The organism is Specibacter sp. AOP5-B1-6 (assembly GCF_052376555.1).
Classification (GTDB): Bacteria; Actinomycetota; Actinomycetes; order Actinomycetales; family Micrococcaceae; genus Specibacter.
Window position 1 is genome coordinate 1 of record NZ_JBQSVT010000059.1, and the last position, 17,511, is coordinate 17,511.

Annotated in this window: 17 protein-coding genes and 2 riboswitches; of the genes, 11 read left to right on the top strand and 6 right to left on the bottom strand. The window is 60.9% G+C overall.

Annotation, left to right across the window (positions count from 1 at the left end):
- The 7 genes from ACT3TS_RS18410 to ACT3TS_RS18440 form a co-directional block, all read left to right on the top strand.
- Positions 1 to 697: ISAzo13 family transposase (locus ACT3TS_RS18410; RefSeq protein ID WP_444532980.1), on the top strand; the 697-nt coding region annotated here is incomplete at its 5' end.
- Positions 698 to 1,115: 418 nt separating this feature from the next.
- A riboswitch (TPP riboswitch) is annotated at positions 1,116 to 1,209 on the top strand.
- Positions 1,210 to 1,282: 73 nt separating this feature from the next.
- Positions 1,283 to 2,047, top strand: a complete 765-nt coding sequence (locus ACT3TS_RS18415) for a 3-oxoacyl-ACP reductase (RefSeq protein ID WP_444532981.1) — start codon at positions 1,283 to 1,285, stop codon at positions 2,045 to 2,047.
- Positions 2,047 to 3,387 (top strand): LLM class flavin-dependent oxidoreductase, encoded by a 1,341-nt coding sequence (locus ACT3TS_RS18420; protein WP_444532982.1) that lies wholly within the window; start codon positions 2,047 to 2,049, stop codon positions 3,385 to 3,387. The genes ACT3TS_RS18415 and ACT3TS_RS18420 overlap by 1 nt, the downstream gene beginning before the upstream one ends.
- 925 nt (positions 3,388 to 4,312) lie before the next feature.
- Complete coding sequence (gene nrdI / locus ACT3TS_RS18425; protein ID WP_444532983.1) at positions 4,313 to 4,816, top strand: class Ib ribonucleoside-diphosphate reductase assembly flavoprotein NrdI; 504 nt, start codon at positions 4,313 to 4,315, stop codon at positions 4,814 to 4,816.
- Complete coding sequence (gene nrdE, locus ACT3TS_RS18430; RefSeq protein ID WP_444532984.1) at positions 4,813 to 6,972, top strand: class 1b ribonucleoside-diphosphate reductase subunit alpha; 2,160 nt, start codon at positions 4,813 to 4,815, stop codon at positions 6,970 to 6,972. The genes nrdI and nrdE overlap by 4 nt, the downstream gene beginning before the upstream one ends.
- Before the next feature lie 41 nt (positions 6,973 to 7,013).
- Positions 7,014 to 8,048 carry a class 1b ribonucleoside-diphosphate reductase subunit beta gene (gene nrdF, locus ACT3TS_RS18435; RefSeq protein WP_444532985.1) on the top strand — a complete coding sequence of 345 codons (1,035 nt, stop codon included), beginning with the start codon at positions 7,014 to 7,016 and terminating at the stop codon, positions 8,046 to 8,048.
- A gap of 35 nt (positions 8,049 to 8,083) precedes the next feature.
- The gene (locus ACT3TS_RS18440; protein WP_444532986.1) at positions 8,084 to 8,662 is read left to right on the top strand and encodes an NADPH-dependent FMN reductase; all 579 of its coding nucleotides are present in this window, start codon (positions 8,084 to 8,086) and stop codon (positions 8,660 to 8,662) included.
- A gap of 370 nt (positions 8,663 to 9,032) precedes the next feature.
- Here ACT3TS_RS18440 and ACT3TS_RS18445 read toward each other — a convergent pair whose 3' ends face one another.
- Complete coding sequence (locus ACT3TS_RS18445; RefSeq protein ID WP_444532996.1) at positions 9,033 to 9,344, bottom strand: hypothetical protein; 312 nt, start codon at positions 9,342 to 9,344, stop codon at positions 9,033 to 9,035.
- On the opposite strand from ACT3TS_RS18445, the gene ACT3TS_RS18450 reads away from it, so the two are divergent.
- Complete coding sequence (locus ACT3TS_RS18450; RefSeq protein WP_444532994.1) at positions 9,303 to 9,659, top strand: FAD-dependent oxidoreductase; 357 nt, start codon at positions 9,303 to 9,305, stop codon at positions 9,657 to 9,659. The two genes, ACT3TS_RS18445 and ACT3TS_RS18450, sit on opposite strands and share 42 nt — an antisense overlap.
- A 332-nt stretch (positions 9,660 to 9,991) precedes the next feature.
- On the opposite strand, the gene ACT3TS_RS18455 is transcribed toward ACT3TS_RS18450, so the two are convergent.
- Entirely contained in the window at positions 9,992 to 10,957 is a 966-nt protein-coding gene (locus ACT3TS_RS18455) for an NADP-dependent oxidoreductase (RefSeq protein WP_444532987.1), read from the bottom strand.
- A 286-nt stretch (positions 10,958 to 11,243) separates the two neighbouring features.
- Here ACT3TS_RS18455 and ACT3TS_RS18460 point away from each other — a divergent pair, with 286 nt between their 5' ends.
- From ACT3TS_RS18460 to ACT3TS_RS18470, 3 genes are all read left to right on the top strand, one after another.
- Positions 11,244 to 11,486, top strand: coding sequence for a hypothetical protein (locus tag ACT3TS_RS18460; RefSeq protein WP_444532988.1), 243 nt, complete (start codon positions 11,244 to 11,246; stop codon positions 11,484 to 11,486).
- 41 nt (positions 11,487 to 11,527) lie between these two features.
- Positions 11,528 to 12,172, top strand: a complete 645-nt coding sequence (locus ACT3TS_RS18465) for a carbonic anhydrase (RefSeq protein ID WP_444532989.1) — start codon at positions 11,528 to 11,530, stop codon at positions 12,170 to 12,172.
- Between the two features lie 271 nt (positions 12,173 to 12,443).
- A riboswitch (TPP riboswitch) is annotated at positions 12,444 to 12,562 on the top strand.
- A 97-nt stretch (positions 12,563 to 12,659) separates the two neighbouring features.
- Positions 12,660 to 13,262, top strand: a complete 603-nt coding sequence (locus ACT3TS_RS18470; protein WP_444532995.1) for an ECF transporter S component — start codon at positions 12,660 to 12,662, stop codon at positions 13,260 to 13,262.
- 530 nt (positions 13,263 to 13,792) lie between these two features.
- Here the strand turns inward: ACT3TS_RS18470 and ACT3TS_RS18475 are convergent.
- From ACT3TS_RS18475 to ACT3TS_RS18490, 4 genes are all read right to left on the bottom strand, one after another.
- Positions 13,793 to 14,602, bottom strand: a complete 810-nt coding sequence (locus ACT3TS_RS18475; RefSeq protein WP_444532990.1) for an IclR family transcriptional regulator — start codon at positions 14,600 to 14,602, stop codon at positions 13,793 to 13,795.
- Positions 14,603 to 14,671: 69 nt separating this feature from the next.
- The gene (locus ACT3TS_RS18480; RefSeq protein ID WP_444532991.1) at positions 14,672 to 15,928 is read right to left on the bottom strand and encodes an aminopeptidase P family protein; all 1,257 of its coding nucleotides are present in this window, start codon (positions 15,926 to 15,928) and stop codon (positions 14,672 to 14,674) included.
- 60 nt (positions 15,929 to 15,988) lie between these two features.
- Positions 15,989 to 17,236 carry an MFS transporter gene (locus tag ACT3TS_RS18485; RefSeq protein WP_444532992.1) on the bottom strand — a complete coding sequence of 416 codons (1,248 nt, stop codon included), beginning with the start codon at positions 17,234 to 17,236 and terminating at the stop codon, positions 15,989 to 15,991.
- The coding region (locus ACT3TS_RS18490; protein ID WP_444532993.1) for a hypothetical protein at positions 17,202 to 17,511 on the bottom strand (310 nt) is incomplete at its 5' end. The genes ACT3TS_RS18490 and ACT3TS_RS18485, both read right to left, overlap by 35 nt.

A 17,511-nucleotide genomic window follows, 5' to 3' on the forward strand; every position in this document is an offset into this window, starting at 1 on the left:
CGCGACGCTGGCCACTATCACTGAGCAGGCCCTGCGTTTGGCCGGAACTGTGTGGGAGGAAGCCGTTCGCACGGCAACGGCCGAGCATGCCATCTACGACTTCATCGGCAAGGAGGGCAAGGCGGTGCCCTACGAAATCTATGACGTCGGGGCGAACACCGGGCTCGTCAACGTCGGCTCCGACACCGACACCGGCACCTTCGCCGTCGAGTCGATCCGCCGCTGGTGGACAATGGTCGGCCACCCCGCCTACCCGGACGCGAAGAGGCTGCTGATCACCGCGGACGGCGGCGGATCCAACGGGTCCCGCCTGCGGCTGTGGAAAACCGAACTCGCCGCCCTGGCCGCCGAGACCGGGCTTCAACTCACCGTCTGCCACCTGCCCCCGGGAACGTCCAAGTGGAACAAGATTGAGCACCGGATGTTCTCCGCCATCACCATGAACTGGCGCGACCGGCCCCTTCAAACCCACGAAGTCGCCGTCCAGACCATCGCGGCAACCACCAACAAATCCGGGCTCACCATCGAGTCAATGCGCGGCACCAACACCTACCCCAAAGGCACCAGGATCACCGACCAACAAATGAAAACCTTCGAAGCGACCCGCCTGCACCGGCACGACTTCCACGGCGACTGGACCTACACCGTAGCCGCCGCCCCCAAGGAGAAAACGACACGCCCGAACAACAAGAACTAATTTCAACGTGAGCCCTAAGAGCATCTTGAGGCACCATAAACGCGCCGGCGCGTGTCAGCTCGAGCCTCTTCTAGAGAGTCGAACGTTTTTCGCTCGGTCGCAAATACATCTGTACAGGAGATCGATACTTCGTAGGGCTCTGTTGCGTCATCTGTTACCGGGGCTCTGGTACAGATGAGGGCCCGGGCGCGTTGGAGGGTGGCGCCCTCAGGTTGGGCGCGGTCTCGTATTAGTTCTTTGGCGCGGCGGACAGGCCGGCGGACACAACCCGTGGAATTGCTCAGGATAGCCGGCAATCAGCCGGTCAGAAGCTCTTCATTTTCCATGTGGGCAGCTACGGCAACACTTTGTAGCGCTGAGTCGAAGCGGGAGGACACAGCGTTGCGTTCCGCCGTCCGAACCGTGGTAGTTTGGCCGAGGACACGACACGGGGTGCCGCCTGGCGGCTGAGAGCTAGACCCGTTGAACCTGATCTCGATAATCCGAGCGAAGGGATGCCGGTCCTGCAGCAATGACGATGTGTCCCCTCGAGCCAGACCTTCGTGCGTTCCTGGCATCCTTTCGCACCGCTGAAAGGTGCACGACATGCAAATCAAAGACCAGATCGTACTGATTACCGGAGCAGGCCGCGGACTAGGCACCGACCTGGCCCGTGCCTTCGCCCGAGAAGGTGCCAAGGTGGTGCTGAACTACCGCAACAGTGAGGCGGCGGCGCGTGAACTTGCCGCGAACATCGGATCTGAACAAGCCGTTGCCTTGCCTGCCGATGTCACCGACAGCGACGCGGTCCAGGCCATGGTGACTACCGCGGCTGGGCATTTTGGTGCGCCCATTACCACCGTCATCAATAACGCCCTACCCGATTTTTCCTTTAACGGTGACGGGCGGCCAAAGGCGGACGGCATTGGCTACGACGAATTTACGGCCCAGTTTTCCGGCGTTGTGGGCGGTGCGCTGAACACGATTCAAGCGGTTTTGCCGGGCATGAAAGACGCCGGATTCGGCACCATCGTGAACATTGGCACCAACCTATTCCAAAACCCGGTGGTGCCCTACCACGACTACACCGCAGCCAAAGCTGCCCTGCTGGCACTGACACGCACCTTCGCTGCCGACCTGGGCCCGTCCAAAATCCGAGTGAACATGGTCTCCGGGGGACTGCTGCGCACCACCGACGCCTCTGCCGCCACACCCGAGCAGGTCTTCGACTTGATCGCCGGCGGAACACCCCTGCGCAAGGTCACCACACCAGCCGAATTTGCTGATGCAGTGCTGTTCTTCGCTTCCCCCTGGTCCCGGGCAGTGACGGGACAAAACCTCGTGGTCGACGGCGGACTGGTGATGAACTAGTGCCGGCCACTGACGGCGCCACCAGCACTCGGCAAATGCACATCAACGCCTTCCTCTTCGGTGCAGGGCACCACACCATGGGCTGGCGGCATCCGGATTCCAGCGCCGACCGTGTCGGGGAAATAGCCTATTTCGAGGAGCTGGCCCAGCTGGCCGAAAGTGGCTGCCTTGACGCGGTCTTCTTCGCCGACGGACACAGCATCAACCGGAAGTATTCCGCCGGTGTGCCCTGGCTCTTGGAGCCGATTACGGCACTGAGTGCCATCGCCCGGGCCACGAAACACATCGGCCTGGTCACCACCGTCTCCTCCAGCTTCTACACACCCTTCCACGCCGCCCGCATGCTGGCCTCCCTGGACCACATCAGCGGCGGCCGGGTGGGTGCGAACATAGTCACCTCCATGTTCGACGCCGAGGCACAAAACCATGGCTTCGCCGCACTGCCCAAGCACGCTGAGCGCTACGAGCGGGCGGATGAATTCGTTCGGGTGCTCCAGCGGCTCTGGGATTCCTGGACGGACCAGGCGTTGCCCAGGGACCGGGAGCTGGGAACATTCATTGATCCGGAACAGATCCGGCCGATCAACCATACGGGGAAGTATTTCTCCGTGGCGGGGCCGCTGAATGTCCCCCGTTCCCCGCAGGGACAGCCGGTACTGTTCCAAGCCGGATCCTCGGAGGCAGGACGGGATTTTGCTGCACAATTTGCCGAAGCCATTTATTCGGTGTCGTGGGACAAGGACTCCGCAATCGAATTCGCCACTGACATGCGGACGCGCCTGGCTGCTGCCGGCCGAGGCGGGACCATTGTCCCGATTCTTCCCGGCCTAGTCACCTACGTCGCCGCCACCCGCGAGCAGGCCATGGAGAAAAAACGGGCACTGGACGCCTACCTGGACATTGAGGCAGCCATCGCCCAGCTCAATATTTTCACGGGAATGGACTACAGCGGACACGGACTCGATGCCCCCGTTGCCCCGTTGCCCCCGGCAGAAACCTTCACAGGGCCTCAGGGCCGGTACCTCACCGTGCAGCGCATCATTGCGACGATGCAGCCCACCTTGCGTGAATTGTTGGGTTTTTTGGCCGCCGGTGGCGGGCACGCGACCATGATTGGCTCCGCCAACGAAGTTGCGGATAAAATCCAGTGCTGGTTTGACTCCGGGGCCTGCGACGGATTCAACCTCATGTGCCCCGCCTACCCGGAATCGCTCCGGGATTTTGTGGAATTGGTGGTGCCAATCCTGCAGAAACGGGGGATCTTCCGTTCCTCCTATCAGGGGAGCACCCTGCGGGATAATTTGGGCCTGGCGCGTCCCGGGCCCAGAAGTGCCCGGTAGCGTGGCCTAACACCCTGCGGTCAGGCATGCGGCCCTGAACGTGGCGCGGTCACGGTGTGTCCTTCGAGGAAACTTTCCCTTTCCATTCGAAGGCACACCTCACGATGGCCGCGCCTCATAGTCGGCCCTCCCTGCGTACTTTTGTCAAGTTCTGGGTGATGCGTCACCTGGCTTGATCCGCCAGTTGCTGCAAACCATGAGTAGCGCATTGTCCTGCGTCGGAGCGGCTGCCACCTCCCCGGTTTCGCCACCCGACGCATGGACAAACTCGTGAAGACCATGGCATCCACCCCTGTCAAACTCATAAGTCTGCCGGCATGTGACGAGCCCAGCCGAACAGGTTGCCGCGTTCCGCCGCCGACCCCTGAACGACGCGGACCCGTTTATGCTCGGCACCGCGACGCGCCCTGCTCCTTCCTTGCCTGGGAAGTACCCTGCCAGTACCTGGGCGCCGTGGCTTAGCTGCTGGCAAAATGCTTCCACGAGCGCCCCCTTGTCAAATCCTTGCTTGACGGAACTGAGGGCGTGATCCGTGGGGACACGGGAGCGAACCGATCGAGTTTTTCGGGGTCCGTGCCGAGGCGATAGACGCCGAGCAGGCTCGATATCCAGGGCCCACCAATTTCGGATCTGAGGCGTGTAGGGCAGCCGCCTGGCAGCCTGCGGCTCGCCCTCGCGCAGCGGCCGGAACGGTGCGATGGACTCAACTCTTTCGCCGCCACGGTCTTGCTTCCGCTGCTGCATGGCATTCCTCCCTCAGTCATGTCAGACCGCATCAGCCTAATATTAGGCAAGGCGAAATTCAATATTTAGGCTACCCGTAAATTTGTGGTGTAGCGTGTCTCAAGTACTAGATGTGGTGTCACTTCTTGCGGTGAACCACTAGATATGGCTAAGAGGGTTTGATTGAAGGAGGCGCAGCCTGATGGACGCGAATGAAAAAACCGGAGCAAACGGGGAGTTGACGCCGGTTGCTCGAGTGCTCAACGAGTCCTCTTCACCCGATCTGGTGTTCTTCTCCAGTGTTTCGGAGAATACCCGCAGGTTCGTGGATCGGTTGGGCGTTCCTAGGGTTCGGATCCCGTTGCGGCCACGAGTTGAGGGGCACCTGCAAGTAGCCCGGCCATTCGTTCTGGTGCTGCCCACCTACGGAGGGGGAGAACGTGTGGGCGCGGTGCCAAAGCAGGTTGTCGGATTCCTCAATGATTCAGTCAACCGTGGGCTGCTTCGCGGTGTTATCACTGCGGGAAACACGAATTTTGGTGAGCACTACTGCCTGGCAGGACCGGTGATCTCGAGAAAATGCCGGGTTCCCGAGCTGTACCGTTTTGAACTTCTTGGCTCCGATCGCGACGTTGCCAGAGTCCGCGACGGACTGGCCGAATTCTGGAAAAGAACCACTACTACGTCTCTGAAGGATTTCTCATGACGCTTACAACGGACACACCTCTCACAGCCCGCCAGAGTGTGGGCACTCGCAAGGATTACCACGCGCTAAATGCCCAGCTGAATCTATTCACTTCCGAGGGGTCGATCCAGTTTGAGAAGGATCATGAAGCTGTTGATGCCTACCTGACCCAGCACGTGCTCCCGCGCATGATCCGCTTCGACAGTCTGGAGGAGAAGATCGAGTACCTCATTGCCAGCGACTATTACGAAGCCGCCCCGATCAAGGCCTATGAGTGGTCATTCGTGAAGAGCACGTATCGGCAGGCCTACGCTCACGAGCACCGGTTCGCCTCATTCCTGGGTGCGTTCAAATACTTCACCAGTTACACCCTGAAGACATCCGACGGCAGCCAGTACCTCGAGACGTACGAGGACCGCGTCGTGGCCACCGCCCTTTTCCTTGGGCAGGGCGAGGAGAACCTTGCTGCCAGGCTGATCGATGAGATCATGACCGGCAGGTTTCAACCCGCAACGCCGACATTCCTCAATGCGGGCAAGGCTCAGCGTGGCGAGCTCGTTTCCTGTTTCCTGCTGCGGACCGAGGATAACCTTGAATCCATCGGCCGCAGCATCAACTCAGCACTGCAACTCTCCAAACGCGGCGGCGGGGTGGCGTTGCTGTTGACGAACCTCCGCGAGCAAGGCGCACCAATCAAGCAGATCGAGAATCAGGCCTCCGGCGTGGTACCGGTGATGAAGATCCTGGAAGACAGCTTCAGCTACGCGAACCAGCTGGGTGCACGGCAAGGTGCCGGTGCCGTGTACCTTCACGCGCACCACCCCGACATCATGCGCTTCCTCGATACCAAAAGGGAGAACGCAGACGAGAAGATTCGAATAAAGTCGCTCTCCTTGGGCGTTGTCATCCCTGATGTCACCTTCGAACTGGCAAAAACAGCTGAGGACATGCACCTGTTCTCGCCCTACGATGTTGAACGCGAATATGGGGTGGCCCTTTCTGATATGTCAGTTACCGAACACTATGAGGCGTTGATTGCCAACCCCCGGATCAAGAAGACAACCATTAGCGCACGCGAATTCTTCAAAACCATCGCCGAATTGCAGTTCGAATCCGGGTACCCCTATGTGTTGTTCGAGGACACAGCCAACCGAGCCAACCCGTTGCAGGGGCGGATCAACATGTCCAACCTGTGCTCAGAGATCCTCCAGGTAAACACGCCGTCAACATACGATGCCGCCCTTGGCTATCAAGAGATCGGGCGTGACATATCCTGCAACCTCGGTTCATTGAACATCGCGGCCGCCATGGCCTCACCCGATCTCGGGGCCACGGTCAACACCGCAGTGCGGGGGCTGACAAGCGTCTCGGACCAGTCCGACGTCGACGCCGTTCCTTCAGTGGCCAACGGGAACGACCGCTCCCATGCCATCGGGCTGGGGCAGATGAACCTGCACGGCTACCTTGCCTCCCGGCGCATTCACTACGGCAGCGAGGAGGGCGTTGACTTCACCAACATGTACTTCTACGCCATCGCATACCTGGCAATCCGCGCGTCGAACCAGATTGCGATCGAACGCGGCATCGCCTTCGACGGATTCCGGGAAAGCAGCTATGCCGACGGCTCCTTTTTCGATAAGTACATTGACGGGCGGTGGGCGCCGGCGACGGGGCGTGTACGCGCCCTCTTCGAATCCGCCGGAGTACAGCTGCCCACACCCCGGGACTGGAAAGATCTCAAAAAATCCGTTCAGGAACACGGGCTGTACAACGCCTATTTGCAGGCAGTCCCGCCGACCGGATCAATCAGCTATATCAACCACGCAACAGCGTCGATCCACCCCATCGCTTCCAAGGTTGAAATTCGCAAAGAAGGCAAACTTGGCCGGGTCTACTTCCCCGCACCACACATGGACAACAACAATCTTGACTTCTATCAAGATGCCTATGACATCGGCTACGAAAAAATCATTGACACGTACGCCGCAGCCACCCAGCACGTGGACCAGGGCCTGTCCTGCACATTGTTCTTCCGCGATACCGCAACCACCCGCGACATCAACAAAGCCCAGATCTACGCCTGGCGAAAAGGCATCAAAACCCTCTACTACATCCGTCTGCGCCAGCTGGCCCTCACCGGAACAGAGATCGAAAACTGCGTCTCCTGCGCACTGTGACCTACCCGCCCCTGCTGACGAAAGAAAGCCCAAAGCAAACCATGAGCATCAGTGAAAACACCACGACACCTGCCAATCTGCTAGCTGCCTCGGTCACCCCGCCGTCCTACCGGCACGACCCCTCTGCGCGGCTGCGACCCATCAACTGGAACCGGGTCACCGACGAAAAAGACCTCGAGGTCTGGAACAGGCTGACCGCCAATTTCTGGCTCCCGGAGAAAGTCGCGCTATCCAACGACATCCCGGCCTGGCAGACAATGAGTCCGGAGGAACAAACACTTACGATGCGGGTGTTCACCGGGCTGACCATGCTTGATACGGTGCAAGCCACAGTGGGTGAAGTCTGCCAGATCCAAGATGCCAGGACTGAGCATGAAGAAGCCGTGTATACCAACATCGCCTTCATGCAGGCCGTCCATGCCCGCTCCTATTCTTCAGTTTTCTCCACGCTCACCAGCACCAAGGAAATTGATGAAGCCTACGAATGGGCTGTCGGCAACGATGTGCTGCAGATACGGTGCAAGAACGTGCTGCAGCACTACTACGGTGACAATCCGCTCAAACGCAAGGTTGCCTCAACCTTGCTCTCGTCCTTGCTGCTGTATGCAGGGTTCTACCTGCCCCTGCATTTCTCGGTCCACGCGACGCTGACAAACACCGCCGACATGATCCGGCTCATCCTCCGTGACAAGGCAGTTCACGGGTACTACTCCGGATACAAGTATCAGCGAGGGCTTGAAACCCACACGCCGGCGGAACAAGAAGCCATGCGGGAATTCACGTATGAACTGCTCGAAGAGCTCTACGAACTCGAACTTGACTACTCCGGAGCGCTCTATGAGCCCCTCGGGCTCATGGATGATGTAGCGGTCTTCATCCGCTACAACGCCAACAAGGCGCTCATGAACCTCGGCTACCCGGCACGGTTCACTGCCGAAGAAACCGAAGTGAACCCAGAGATCCTCGCCGCGCTCTCACCAGGCGCCGATGAAAATCACGATTTCTTCTCCGGCTCCGGCTCGTCCTACGTCATCGGCACGGCCGAGGACACCAGCGATGATGACTGGAACTTCTAGCCCCTCCGAACCCCTCACCATGAGAACGGACCAGCGTGACCTTTCATAAAAAGATTTCCATCCTCGTCGGCAGCCTGCGCGCGGGCTCCCATGCCCGCCAAATCGCGATCAACACCATTGGACTCTTCCCAGCCAACTACCATGCCGAGATTTTGGAAATCCGTGACCTGCCGCTTTACGACTTCGACTATGACGATCCCGCAGCCAGCAACAAACCCACGCCCGTCGAATACACTCGGTTCCGGGAAAGTATCAAGGACTCCGACGGCGTCCTTTTTGTCACCCCAGAGAACAACCGCACCATCCCGGCCTGCCTGAAAAATGCGGTGGACGTTGGTTCCAAACCCAACGGTGACGTGGCATGGAAGAACAAGCCAGTTGCCATCATCAGCCACTCAGCCGGGCGCATGGGCGGATATAGCTCACAAAAGAACCTTCGCCTCGCACTGTCCTACTTTGACATGCCCACCCCGGACCAGCCGGAAGTGTTCCTCTCGCAATCGCCGAGTCTCATCAACGCTGACGGCATCATCAGCCAAGTTTCCACCATCAATTTCCTACAGGACTACATCACCCGCTTCACACAGATTGTGGAGGGCCACCCACGAAAATAGCACCAGGCAATCCGGAAGCGCCGCAACCTCTGCCGGCCGGGATCATGGGCCGGGCAACGCAGCCTCCGCTGGAGAATCTTTGGCGTGGGCAAAGCAATGCAACACAGCAGGTGTCACGGCCAGTATGGCGCGGCACCTGCTGCGTTGTGAGCGGTGGTTTGCTCAGTGTGCTCCGACGGTGACGGCAATTTCGTTGGGGACAGAGTCCATTTTCTTGGAGGCCATGATCGGCCCGGTCACCACCTTGCCGCCACGGCTGCGCCTTCCGAACCGAAGCCGTTTCTGGACTCGGCCTGGCCACCACTTTCAGCCGCGCTCATAGCTAAGTGCGTGCCGCGGAAGCCCCGCACTGGCAACGAAGCAACGAAACTCAGTTGACGGCGAGATACATGGGTCCTGCACCTGGCTGCAGGGCAACAGCTGGTATTTTTAGAGGTGACTGGGCATTGAACCAGGAAACTTCACTCTCGCGCTCCAGCTCGTCGAAACGGATTCCGAACCGCTTCATGGACTTCCGGCCACGGAGATCACCGACGCACTGCACATGGTGCCCTGTATCAGCGCTGGTGGTGTTGTTCCTTCCTTGGATGAATACGAGGACTTCAAGGTTCCTGGGGGCTACGACCAGGTCGCCGCCATCGTGGCTGAAGGCCTGGATATCAGAACCAATGTCGTCGTCCATGCGGTCCGTTCTTCCTCAGACGGTGTGGAAATCGACACGGATGGACAAACTTTTTCCGCACGCGCTGTGGTGGTTGCCGTCCCTGTCGGTGTGCTGCAGGCCCTGGGTTCCCTGACTGGCGAGACGCTCGGGCCTCCGCCCAGTCGCCACGACAACCCACGATTGGGCCGCCACCCCTTCGGGCGTGGCGCGTACGCCGGCCCCGAACCGCTGCCTCATGGGCTTTTCGTCCGGTGGATGAGCAAGTCTTTTGGGCAGGCATGGTCACCCGGACCATCGATGAATCCTCAGCCACTGGGCGGGATGCCGGCATGAAGGTGTTGCGGGCACTGTCCTGAAGCGTAAACCTGGGAACTGCTGTTCTTTCCGGCACCTGCCAGGCATAGTGGGTCTCCCACGGGGAACCGAACCGGTTGAAGATGTCTATTATTGGCATTGGCCGGGGAGCAAAGTCCGTCTGTATAGAGGCTTTTAGTAGCAGGTGCGGGTTGATCGGGGTGTGTAACCTCGTCTCTTCGGTGACGCCGGGGCTCATGCGTTTACGAAATAACACCAGTCGGCACATTAAAATCGGCACCTTAAGTTTGTTCAATGATGTTCAGCTTGCCGCCCGCAGATGCCGTCGATCGATGCATCGAAAGTAGTTCTCACTCATGGTGGTCGGTCAGGCGGAGTGCAAGTTTGCCACGAACATGACGAGTCTGTACTCGTGCGAGTGCTTCCGCAGCCTCATCAAACGGATAGACATGCTCGATCTCGAGGTGAAGCGCGCCGCTGAGAACATCACTCATCATCTGTTGGAGGTCGCCGCTAACATCTGACTGGTAGTCCACCATCGCCACCGTGACAGCCCGCTCGGTTTCCACATGGTCCCCGGAAACGGTGATGATGATACCGCCGTCCCTGACCGCAGGCAGGCATTCTGAGCTCGTGCCGGGCTGTACCGCTATGGCAGCATCGACTCCGGCAGGCATCCAACCCCGGATATCGTCGGTCCACCCGTGGTCGTGATAGTCGACCGTGAGCTCTGCGCCGAGTGAACGGATGAAGTCATGATTGTGCGCCGAAGCCGAGGCGCCAACGCGCCATCCCCGTCGCCGTGCGACCTGCAGGGCCAAGGTCCCGATGGCTCCGGAGCCGCCTGCTATGAAGATGGAGGCGCCGTCGGGCAGATGTCCGAGTGCGGAGAACGCTCGAAGTGTCGTGTTGCCCGCCACCGGCAAGCCCGCGGCCCGGACGAAGTCGAGTTCGGCGGGCATCGGAAGGATCAGCGACCGGGAATCGACGATCGCGTACTCGGCCCACGTTCCACCCTTTGGCTGCATTGAGCTGACGAAAGCAATCCGGTCGCCAATCCGGTAGTCTGCAACGCCGGCGCCTACCTCGGCAACGATCCCGGCGCCCTCGATCCCGATCGGGAAAAGTGGGCCGGCGTTCGGCGGAAGGAAGTATGAGTCGTGGATCCCCACCCCGACCGCGCATAGTCGCACCAGCAGTTCATCCGGGCCGGTCAGGGGCTTATCCGCCTCGACTGAACGGATGCTGCCCGCTTCGGGATCTGACACGACGAAGGCTTTCACGGTTCCACCATGTTCAATCGGCATCTTGACCATGGGGCCAGCATGTCCAGGACTTCCTTTTCCACTGCCCCAGCCATGTTTCGCAGACTAAACTGCCGCAGGCAATCCAGTCCGCTGAAGAAACAACCGCCCTGCGAAGCCTTCCTCCGATTCCATGCCAACAGCAAGTCACGGACAACCCCACGGCGGGCCCATCGGGGCGCCCTGTCCCAGCGCACTGGACCGTGCAACGCTGCAGGCATCGACGTTGTCATGCTTCAACCGTAGCCAATGGCATCCGGTGGGTCCACGTGCATGGACGAAGGGGCAGCCGCAATGGGTGCCACACACGATGTGGGCGCTGCATTCGCTGGACGGCGCGGTCAATAAGTGGAACATGGCTTCGGCGCCATTGACCGCCCATTCAACCCGGTGGGCCGGCTTTCGCAAGCGCAGCCGGCCCTGCCGTTTTATGGTAAACCCGAACGGGGGAAACAGGGCCGGCCGCATCAAGGACACTTCGTTCGACGACGCGGTCCAGAAGAAATCGCCGCGCCCGGTCGTTGCGTCGATGAAACACTGAATTTCTCCTTGACGTCCCAAGTTGTTTCGAAAGGTACCACCATGACAGGCGAAGAACACGGAAACACCCATCCCGGCACCCCGGCCCAGGCGTGGGCCACCCTGATGGAGGGAAATATGCGGTTTGTGGAGAGCCTTGCCTCCCACCCCAACCAGGATGCTGCCCGCCGGGCTTCCCTGATGAACGGGCAACATCCGTTTGTGACGATTTTCGGTTGCTCAGACTCCCGCCTGGCCGCAGAGATCATCTTCGACATGGGCCTGGGCGACGCCTTTGTGGTCCGCACCGCCGGCCACGTTATCGACAACACCGCACTTGGTTCGATCGAGTTCGGCGAGGAGTACCTGGACGTGCCGCTTATTGTGGTGCTCGGCCACGACAGTTGCGGAGCCGTCACCGCCACGAAGGACTCTGTGGAAACCGGCAGCATGCCGGCCGGGCATGTCCGGGGTATCGTTGAGCTCATCACCCCGTCCGTGCTGGCTGCCCTGCGCGCCGACAGTGCAAGCACTGTGAATTCGATGGTGGCCGAGCATGTGAAGCAGACGGCCGCCCGCCTGCTGGAGGAATCCCCCATCGTCGCCGGCGCCGTGGCCAGCGGAAAAACAGCCGTGGTGGGGCTTAGCTACCACCTCAACGATGGCCGGGCGGAACTGGTCCACAGCAGTGGAGCCATCGACGCCTGAGCAGCCGCATCATTAATCCAGACACGGTGGACCAGGACATGCCTGCTCATCTGATGGCGGCACCGCAGGTAACGACCGTGTGGCTGGTGGCGGGGGAGCGCCATTGACTGGGGTATTTATTGTGCCGCCTGCGCTGCATCCGGGAGCGGAACCTGCAGCATCTGCGTACCCAACAGTTGGTGCTTTCGCCCGACTCGGGGTCCAAACCTTTGTCACATAAGATTGCGTTGCGCCGGGGACAAGCTCGCCGGGATAGGCTGAAGCCGCAATTCAAACACGACAGGGGAGCGTCCACCCGCTATTGGGTGTCGACGCTGAGAGTGCGGTTCGCTGCAGACCCTCGAACCTGCTCCGGCTAGTACCGGCGAAGGGAGTCGAGTTCTCTTCGGCTGCGCGGAAATACCGACGCATCCGCCCCTCCTGCAAAGGAGGAAACATGAGCAAGACATTCGCAGGCGGCAATGCCGCCCTGCAAAACGAACACAGCATGCACAACGGCCAAGGGGCCCGCAAACGCACATGGCGGGTGGTGGACATTGTGGTGGCCTCGGTCCTCAGTGTCGCCGCGGGTGTCATCTTCTGGTTATGGTCCGCCGGATACGGGTTCATCAGTGCACTTTTTGTCGCTTTCCCGCCCGGGGGAGCCCTATACGGTGGCGGCTGGTTGATTGCCGGAGTGCTGGGTGGACTCGTGATCCGCAAGCCCGGGGCCGCCTTGTATTGTGAGGTGGTTGCAGCATGTGTTGAGGCGTTGATGGGCACCCACTTTGGCTTCACCGTGCTGCTCTCGGGCCTGGTCCAGGGGCTCGGTGCGGAATTGGGCTTTGCGTTGTTCCGCTACCGCCAATTCAATCTGCCGGTGGCCCTGCTGGCCGGGTTGCTGGCGGGTCTGGCGCTGGGCCTGAACGGTGCCCTGGTGTACAACGTTGCCTGGGCCGTTGAGTGGAAGGCCGTCTACATAGTCCTTGCCATGATCTCCGGTGCAATCATTGCCGGCGTGTTGCCCTGGCTGGCAGTGCGCGGACTGGGCCGAACGGGAGCCCTTGCCAACCTGCCCTCACGAAACGCCGCCATCGAACGGGCGCTTTAACACCGGGGCGGCCGCATACTGGGCCACGCACCCACGGCACGGCAGTCGGAGGCGCCCCAATCAGTTGAAGGTGGGCGAGAGGACCTGGCACCGACACGGGGTGCCCGTCGCAGGGCTGTGTGGTGGGCGTGTTGGTCGAGATTCACGCCGATTTCTTTCCTTCAACGGTGCTGGCCAGCCCCACGGCAGGCGCCACCTCGTGGGCTGGCTTTGGCACCAATTTTCCGGCACCGTTCGTGCGGCCTAAATACCTTCAAGTCCGACGTCGAGGCCCGCATTGCCATGGCGGGCCTTGGCCCGGCGGAGGGACCGCTTGCCCAGCTGCGGCGCTTTGTCCAGCGGGTGTTCAGCGGCTGGGAACTGGACGGCTCGTGCCTGCCACGGTGCCGGCGTCGGACTTCACCCCACGGTGCGCCAACGCCTGGGTCGCTTGGCTGCCGGGGGAGGGTGCACGGCCATGGTGGGAACGGCGGAACAGGGCGGCGATGAAATGCTGAGGGGGTCGCGGGAATGCAGCGCCGGCGGCTGGTTTAAGCCCCGCCAAGCCTGCTGGTGATGAGGTGGGCTGTTTGTGCGCAGGCCGCGCCAAGGGTTGCCAGGCGTTCCGGTGAGACGCGGAATCGTGGGGCCGGGATCAGCACCGCGGCCACCAGGTTGCCGCGGTGGTCGTACACGGGTGCGGATACGCCCACCTCATCCAGCGATGATTCCCCGTAGTTTGTGGCATAGCCGCGCTCGGCAGAGTCGGAGAGCCGGAGCAGATACGCTTCAATGCCTGCTTCGTCGACTCCGGCAAAGGAGATTGCGCCGTTGAGGATGAGTTCACGCACCCGCGCTTCCGGTTCCAGGCTCAGGAAAACCTGCACCGAGGCACTCATGGCGTCGCGGTACAGGGCACCGAGGGGTGTGGTGTGCTTGACCTGCTGGGGGCTGGCAATTTGTTCCACGCACATGGCTTCGCTGCCGTTCCACACCATCAGGGCACTGGTCTCGGCCGTCCGCTCCGTGAGCTGGCGCAGCAGCGGGTACGCCACTTTCCGCTCTTCCAGTTCGGCCAGCAGGGGCCCGGCCACCGCGATCAGGCCCAGCCCCAGCTTGTAGCGGCGCGAGCTTGAGTCACGCTCCACGAGGTCTTCCTGCTCCAGGGTGGCCAGGATCCGAGACACCGTGCTTTTGTGCATGCCGACGCGCAGGGCAATCTCCGTGACTCCCAACAGCGGCTCGTCGGCGGAAAAACAGCGCAGGACCGCGATGGCATTCACGATCACCGATGTGCCGCGGGCGTCAGGGGCTGTGGTGGCGCCGTCGGGCGTGTTCGCTGTAGTCGTCATGGTCACCATCTTTCCCTATTGCGGTCGTGTTGTGGACAAATGCGGCTGCGGCGGCACGGGCCGCCGCAGCCTGCGGGCTTACGCGCCGATGATGTTGTGTTCCGGGCCGAACGAGAACTTCGTGATGTTCTCGGCGCCGTCTTCACCGACCACCAGGATGTCGTGCTCGCGGTAGCCGCCCGCGCCGGGCTGGCCGTCCAGAACGGTGATCATCGGCTCCATGGAGACGACCATGCCCGGTTCCAGCACGGTGTCGATGTCCTCACGCAGTTCCAGTCCGGCTTCGCGGCCGTAGTAGTGCGACAGGACTCCGAAGGAGTGTCCATAGCCGAAGGTGCGGTTCGCGAGCAACCCGCGGTCCACGTAGATCTCGTTGAGCTCGGCGGCGATGTCCTTGCAGACGGCGCCGGGCTTGATCAGTTCCAGCCCGCGGCGGTGGACCTCAACGTTGACGTTCCACAACTCCAGCGAGCGGGCATCGGGCTCGCCCAGGAACAAGGTGCGCTCCAGCGCCGTGTAGTAGCCGCTGGTCATCGGGAAGCAGTTCAGCGACAGAATATCGTGTTCGGCCAGCTTGCGCGTGGTGGCCCAGTTGTGCGCGCCGTCGGTGTTGATGCCGGACTGGAACCACACCCAGGTGTCACGGATTTCCGAGTTGGGGAACGTCCGGGCGATCTCGTGCACCATCGCCTCGGTGCCGATCAAGGCCACCTCGTACTCGGTGATGCCGGGACGGATCGCGTTGCGGATGGCTTCGCCGCCGAGGTCGCCGATGCGGGCACCGTGCTTGATGACTACGATTTCCTCCGCCGACTTGATCATGCGCTGGCGCATGGCGTCCTGGGACACGTCAACCAAGATGGCGCCGTCGAACGCGGCCTGGATCTTGTTGCGGTTCTCCAACGGCAGGGAGTCGTCCTCCACGCCGATGCAGCGGACCTTGACCCCGCGGGTGCGCAGGGATTCCTGGATGGCGAAGATGTAGTTGTCCCGGCGCCAGTCCGTGTAGACGATGTTGTCTCCGAAACCGCGGCGCCACGGCATGCCGGCGTCGATGTTCGCGGTGACGGTGACGGTGTCGTCCTTCGTCACCACCATGGCATAGGAGCGGCCGAAAGAGGTGAACAGGAAGTCTGAGTAGTACTTGATGCCGTGGTAGCTGGTTAGGACGACGGCGTCCAGATCCTTCGCTGCCATGATCGTGCGCAGGCCGGCGAGGCGGCGCTCCATTTCGGCGTCGGAGAACGTCAGCTGCACCTTCTGTCCGTTGTGCAGGACCTTCAGGCGCTCCAGCTCGGCGACGGTGGTGGCGGTTTCGGGGGTGGTGATGGTCATGGTGACTCCTTGTTAATATTGTTGCTTTTGTACGTTGCGGGGAAGTGTTGGGTGAAGCTGTTAGTGCTTCAGGGGGTCCTTGGACGTTTCCTTGGCGAGGGACACGGCAATCAGGGATACGACGGCGGCTGCCATCAAGTACCAGCCGGGGGCCAGATCGGAGCCGCTGACGTTGATCAGCAGGGTCGAGACGAACAATGCTGTGCCACCAAAGAGTGCGTTGGTGAGGTTGAAGCTCACGGCAAAACCGCTGTAGCGGACCTTGGTGGGGAACAGTTCGGCGAGGAAGCTCGGCAGCGTTCCGTCGTTGAGGGTCAACATGGCGCCCAGCAGGATCTGGACCAGGATGATCACCAGGAAATTTCCTGTGCCCAGGAGCATGAACGCGGGCACGGTCAGCACCACGAACAGGATCGAGGCTGTAATGAGGACCCGTTTGCGGCCAAACCTGTCCGAGGCCATGCCCGTCAGGAAGATGAAGCCAATATAGGTGGCGAGGGCCACGGTGGTGGCGATGAAAGACAGGGAGGAATCCAGTCCAACAACCTCGCTGAGGTAGGTGGGCATGTAACTGAGCACCACATAGAAGCCCACTGAGTTCAGGACCACGGCACCGACGGCGATCAGCAGTGGGCGCCATTGCTCGCGGAACATGGCCATGACGGGCGCCTTGATGGCTTCGTCTTCCTTTTCCAGGGCCAGGAATGCCGGGGTGTCCTCAAGCTTCACCCGGATGTAGCGGCCAATCAGGCCCATCGGGGCTGCAAGCAGGAACGGCAGGCGCCAGCCCCAGGAGTTCAGCTGCTCCGGGTCCAGTGAAACTGATAGCAGCAACGCGATCAAGGAACCAAGGAGCAGCCCGGTGGCGGTGCTGGCCGGCACCACGGCAGCGTAGAGTCCCCGCCGGTTCGCCGGGGCGTACTCGACCAGGAAGGCCGAGGCGCCGGCGTATTCACCGGCTGCCGAGAAGCCCTGAACAACCCGGATGATCAGCAGCAGGATCGGCGCCCAAAGGCCAATGGTGTTGTAGCCGGGTATCAATGCTATTGCGAAGGTTGCCGCGGACATGATCAGGATCGAGAGGGACAGGGCGTTCTTGCGCCCCACCCTGTCCCCGATATGCCCCCAGACGAAGCCGCCGATGGGACGGACAAAGAAGGAGATGGCGAACAGGCCGAACGTCAACAGCAGTGCGGTCTGCTTGTCTGCTTCGGGGAAGAACACGTGGGAAATGGTGACTGCCAGATAGCCGTACACGGCGTAGTCGAACCACTCAACAAAATTGCCGATGAAGCTGGCGCCAACCACGCGGCGCAAAGTGCTTTTGGATACCTGGTTGCAATCCTCGGGGTAGGGCTGTCCACTCAGGCTCGTCGGCTCGGGACGTTGCGGCATCGTTGCCGCCCTGCCGGAGCTTGTGGGTTGCTGATTTGTCATTTGATCCACCAAAGAGTTTCGGGTTGCGTTCAACGCAACACTGTTGCACCAGATTATGTGTGGTCTGCATCACCGTCAAGACCTTTTCGGCAATAACTCGCAAGATTTTTCCCTCGCCAGGAAAATTTTCAAGTTTTTCCAACCAG

What these genes read in the sequence shown, in the direction of transcription:
- ACT3TS_RS18415 (WP_444532981.1), top strand. Translation starts at nt 1,283, where the DNA reads ATGCAAATCAAAGACCAGATCGTACTGATTACCGGAGCAGGCCGCGGA.
- nrdI (WP_444532983.1), top strand. Translation starts at nt 4,313, where the DNA reads ATGGACGCGAATGAAAAAACCGGAGCAAACGGGGAGTTGACGCCGGTT.
- nrdE (WP_444532984.1), top strand. Translation starts at nt 4,813, where the DNA reads ATGACGCTTACAACGGACACACCTCTCACAGCCCGCCAGAGTGTGGGC.
- nrdF (WP_444532985.1), top strand. Translation starts at nt 7,014, where the DNA reads ATGAGCATCAGTGAAAACACCACGACACCTGCCAATCTGCTAGCTGCC.
- ACT3TS_RS18445 (WP_444532996.1), bottom strand. Translation starts at nt 9,344, where the DNA reads ATGGACGACGACATTGGTTCTGATATCCAGGCCTTCAGCCACGATGGC.
- ACT3TS_RS18455 (WP_444532987.1), bottom strand. Translation starts at nt 10,957, where the DNA reads ATGGTCAAGATGCCGATTGAACATGGTGGAACCGTGAAAGCCTTCGTC.
- ACT3TS_RS18465 (WP_444532989.1), top strand. Translation starts at nt 11,528, where the DNA reads ATGACAGGCGAAGAACACGGAAACACCCATCCCGGCACCCCGGCCCAG.
- ACT3TS_RS18470 (WP_444532995.1), top strand. Translation starts at nt 12,660, where the DNA reads ATGCACAACGGCCAAGGGGCCCGCAAACGCACATGGCGGGTGGTGGAC.
- ACT3TS_RS18475 (WP_444532990.1), bottom strand. Translation starts at nt 14,602, where the DNA reads ATGGTGACCATGACGACTACAGCGAACACGCCCGACGGCGCCACCACA.
- ACT3TS_RS18480 (WP_444532991.1), bottom strand. Translation starts at nt 15,928, where the DNA reads ATGACCATCACCACCCCCGAAACCGCCACCACCGTCGCCGAGCTGGAG.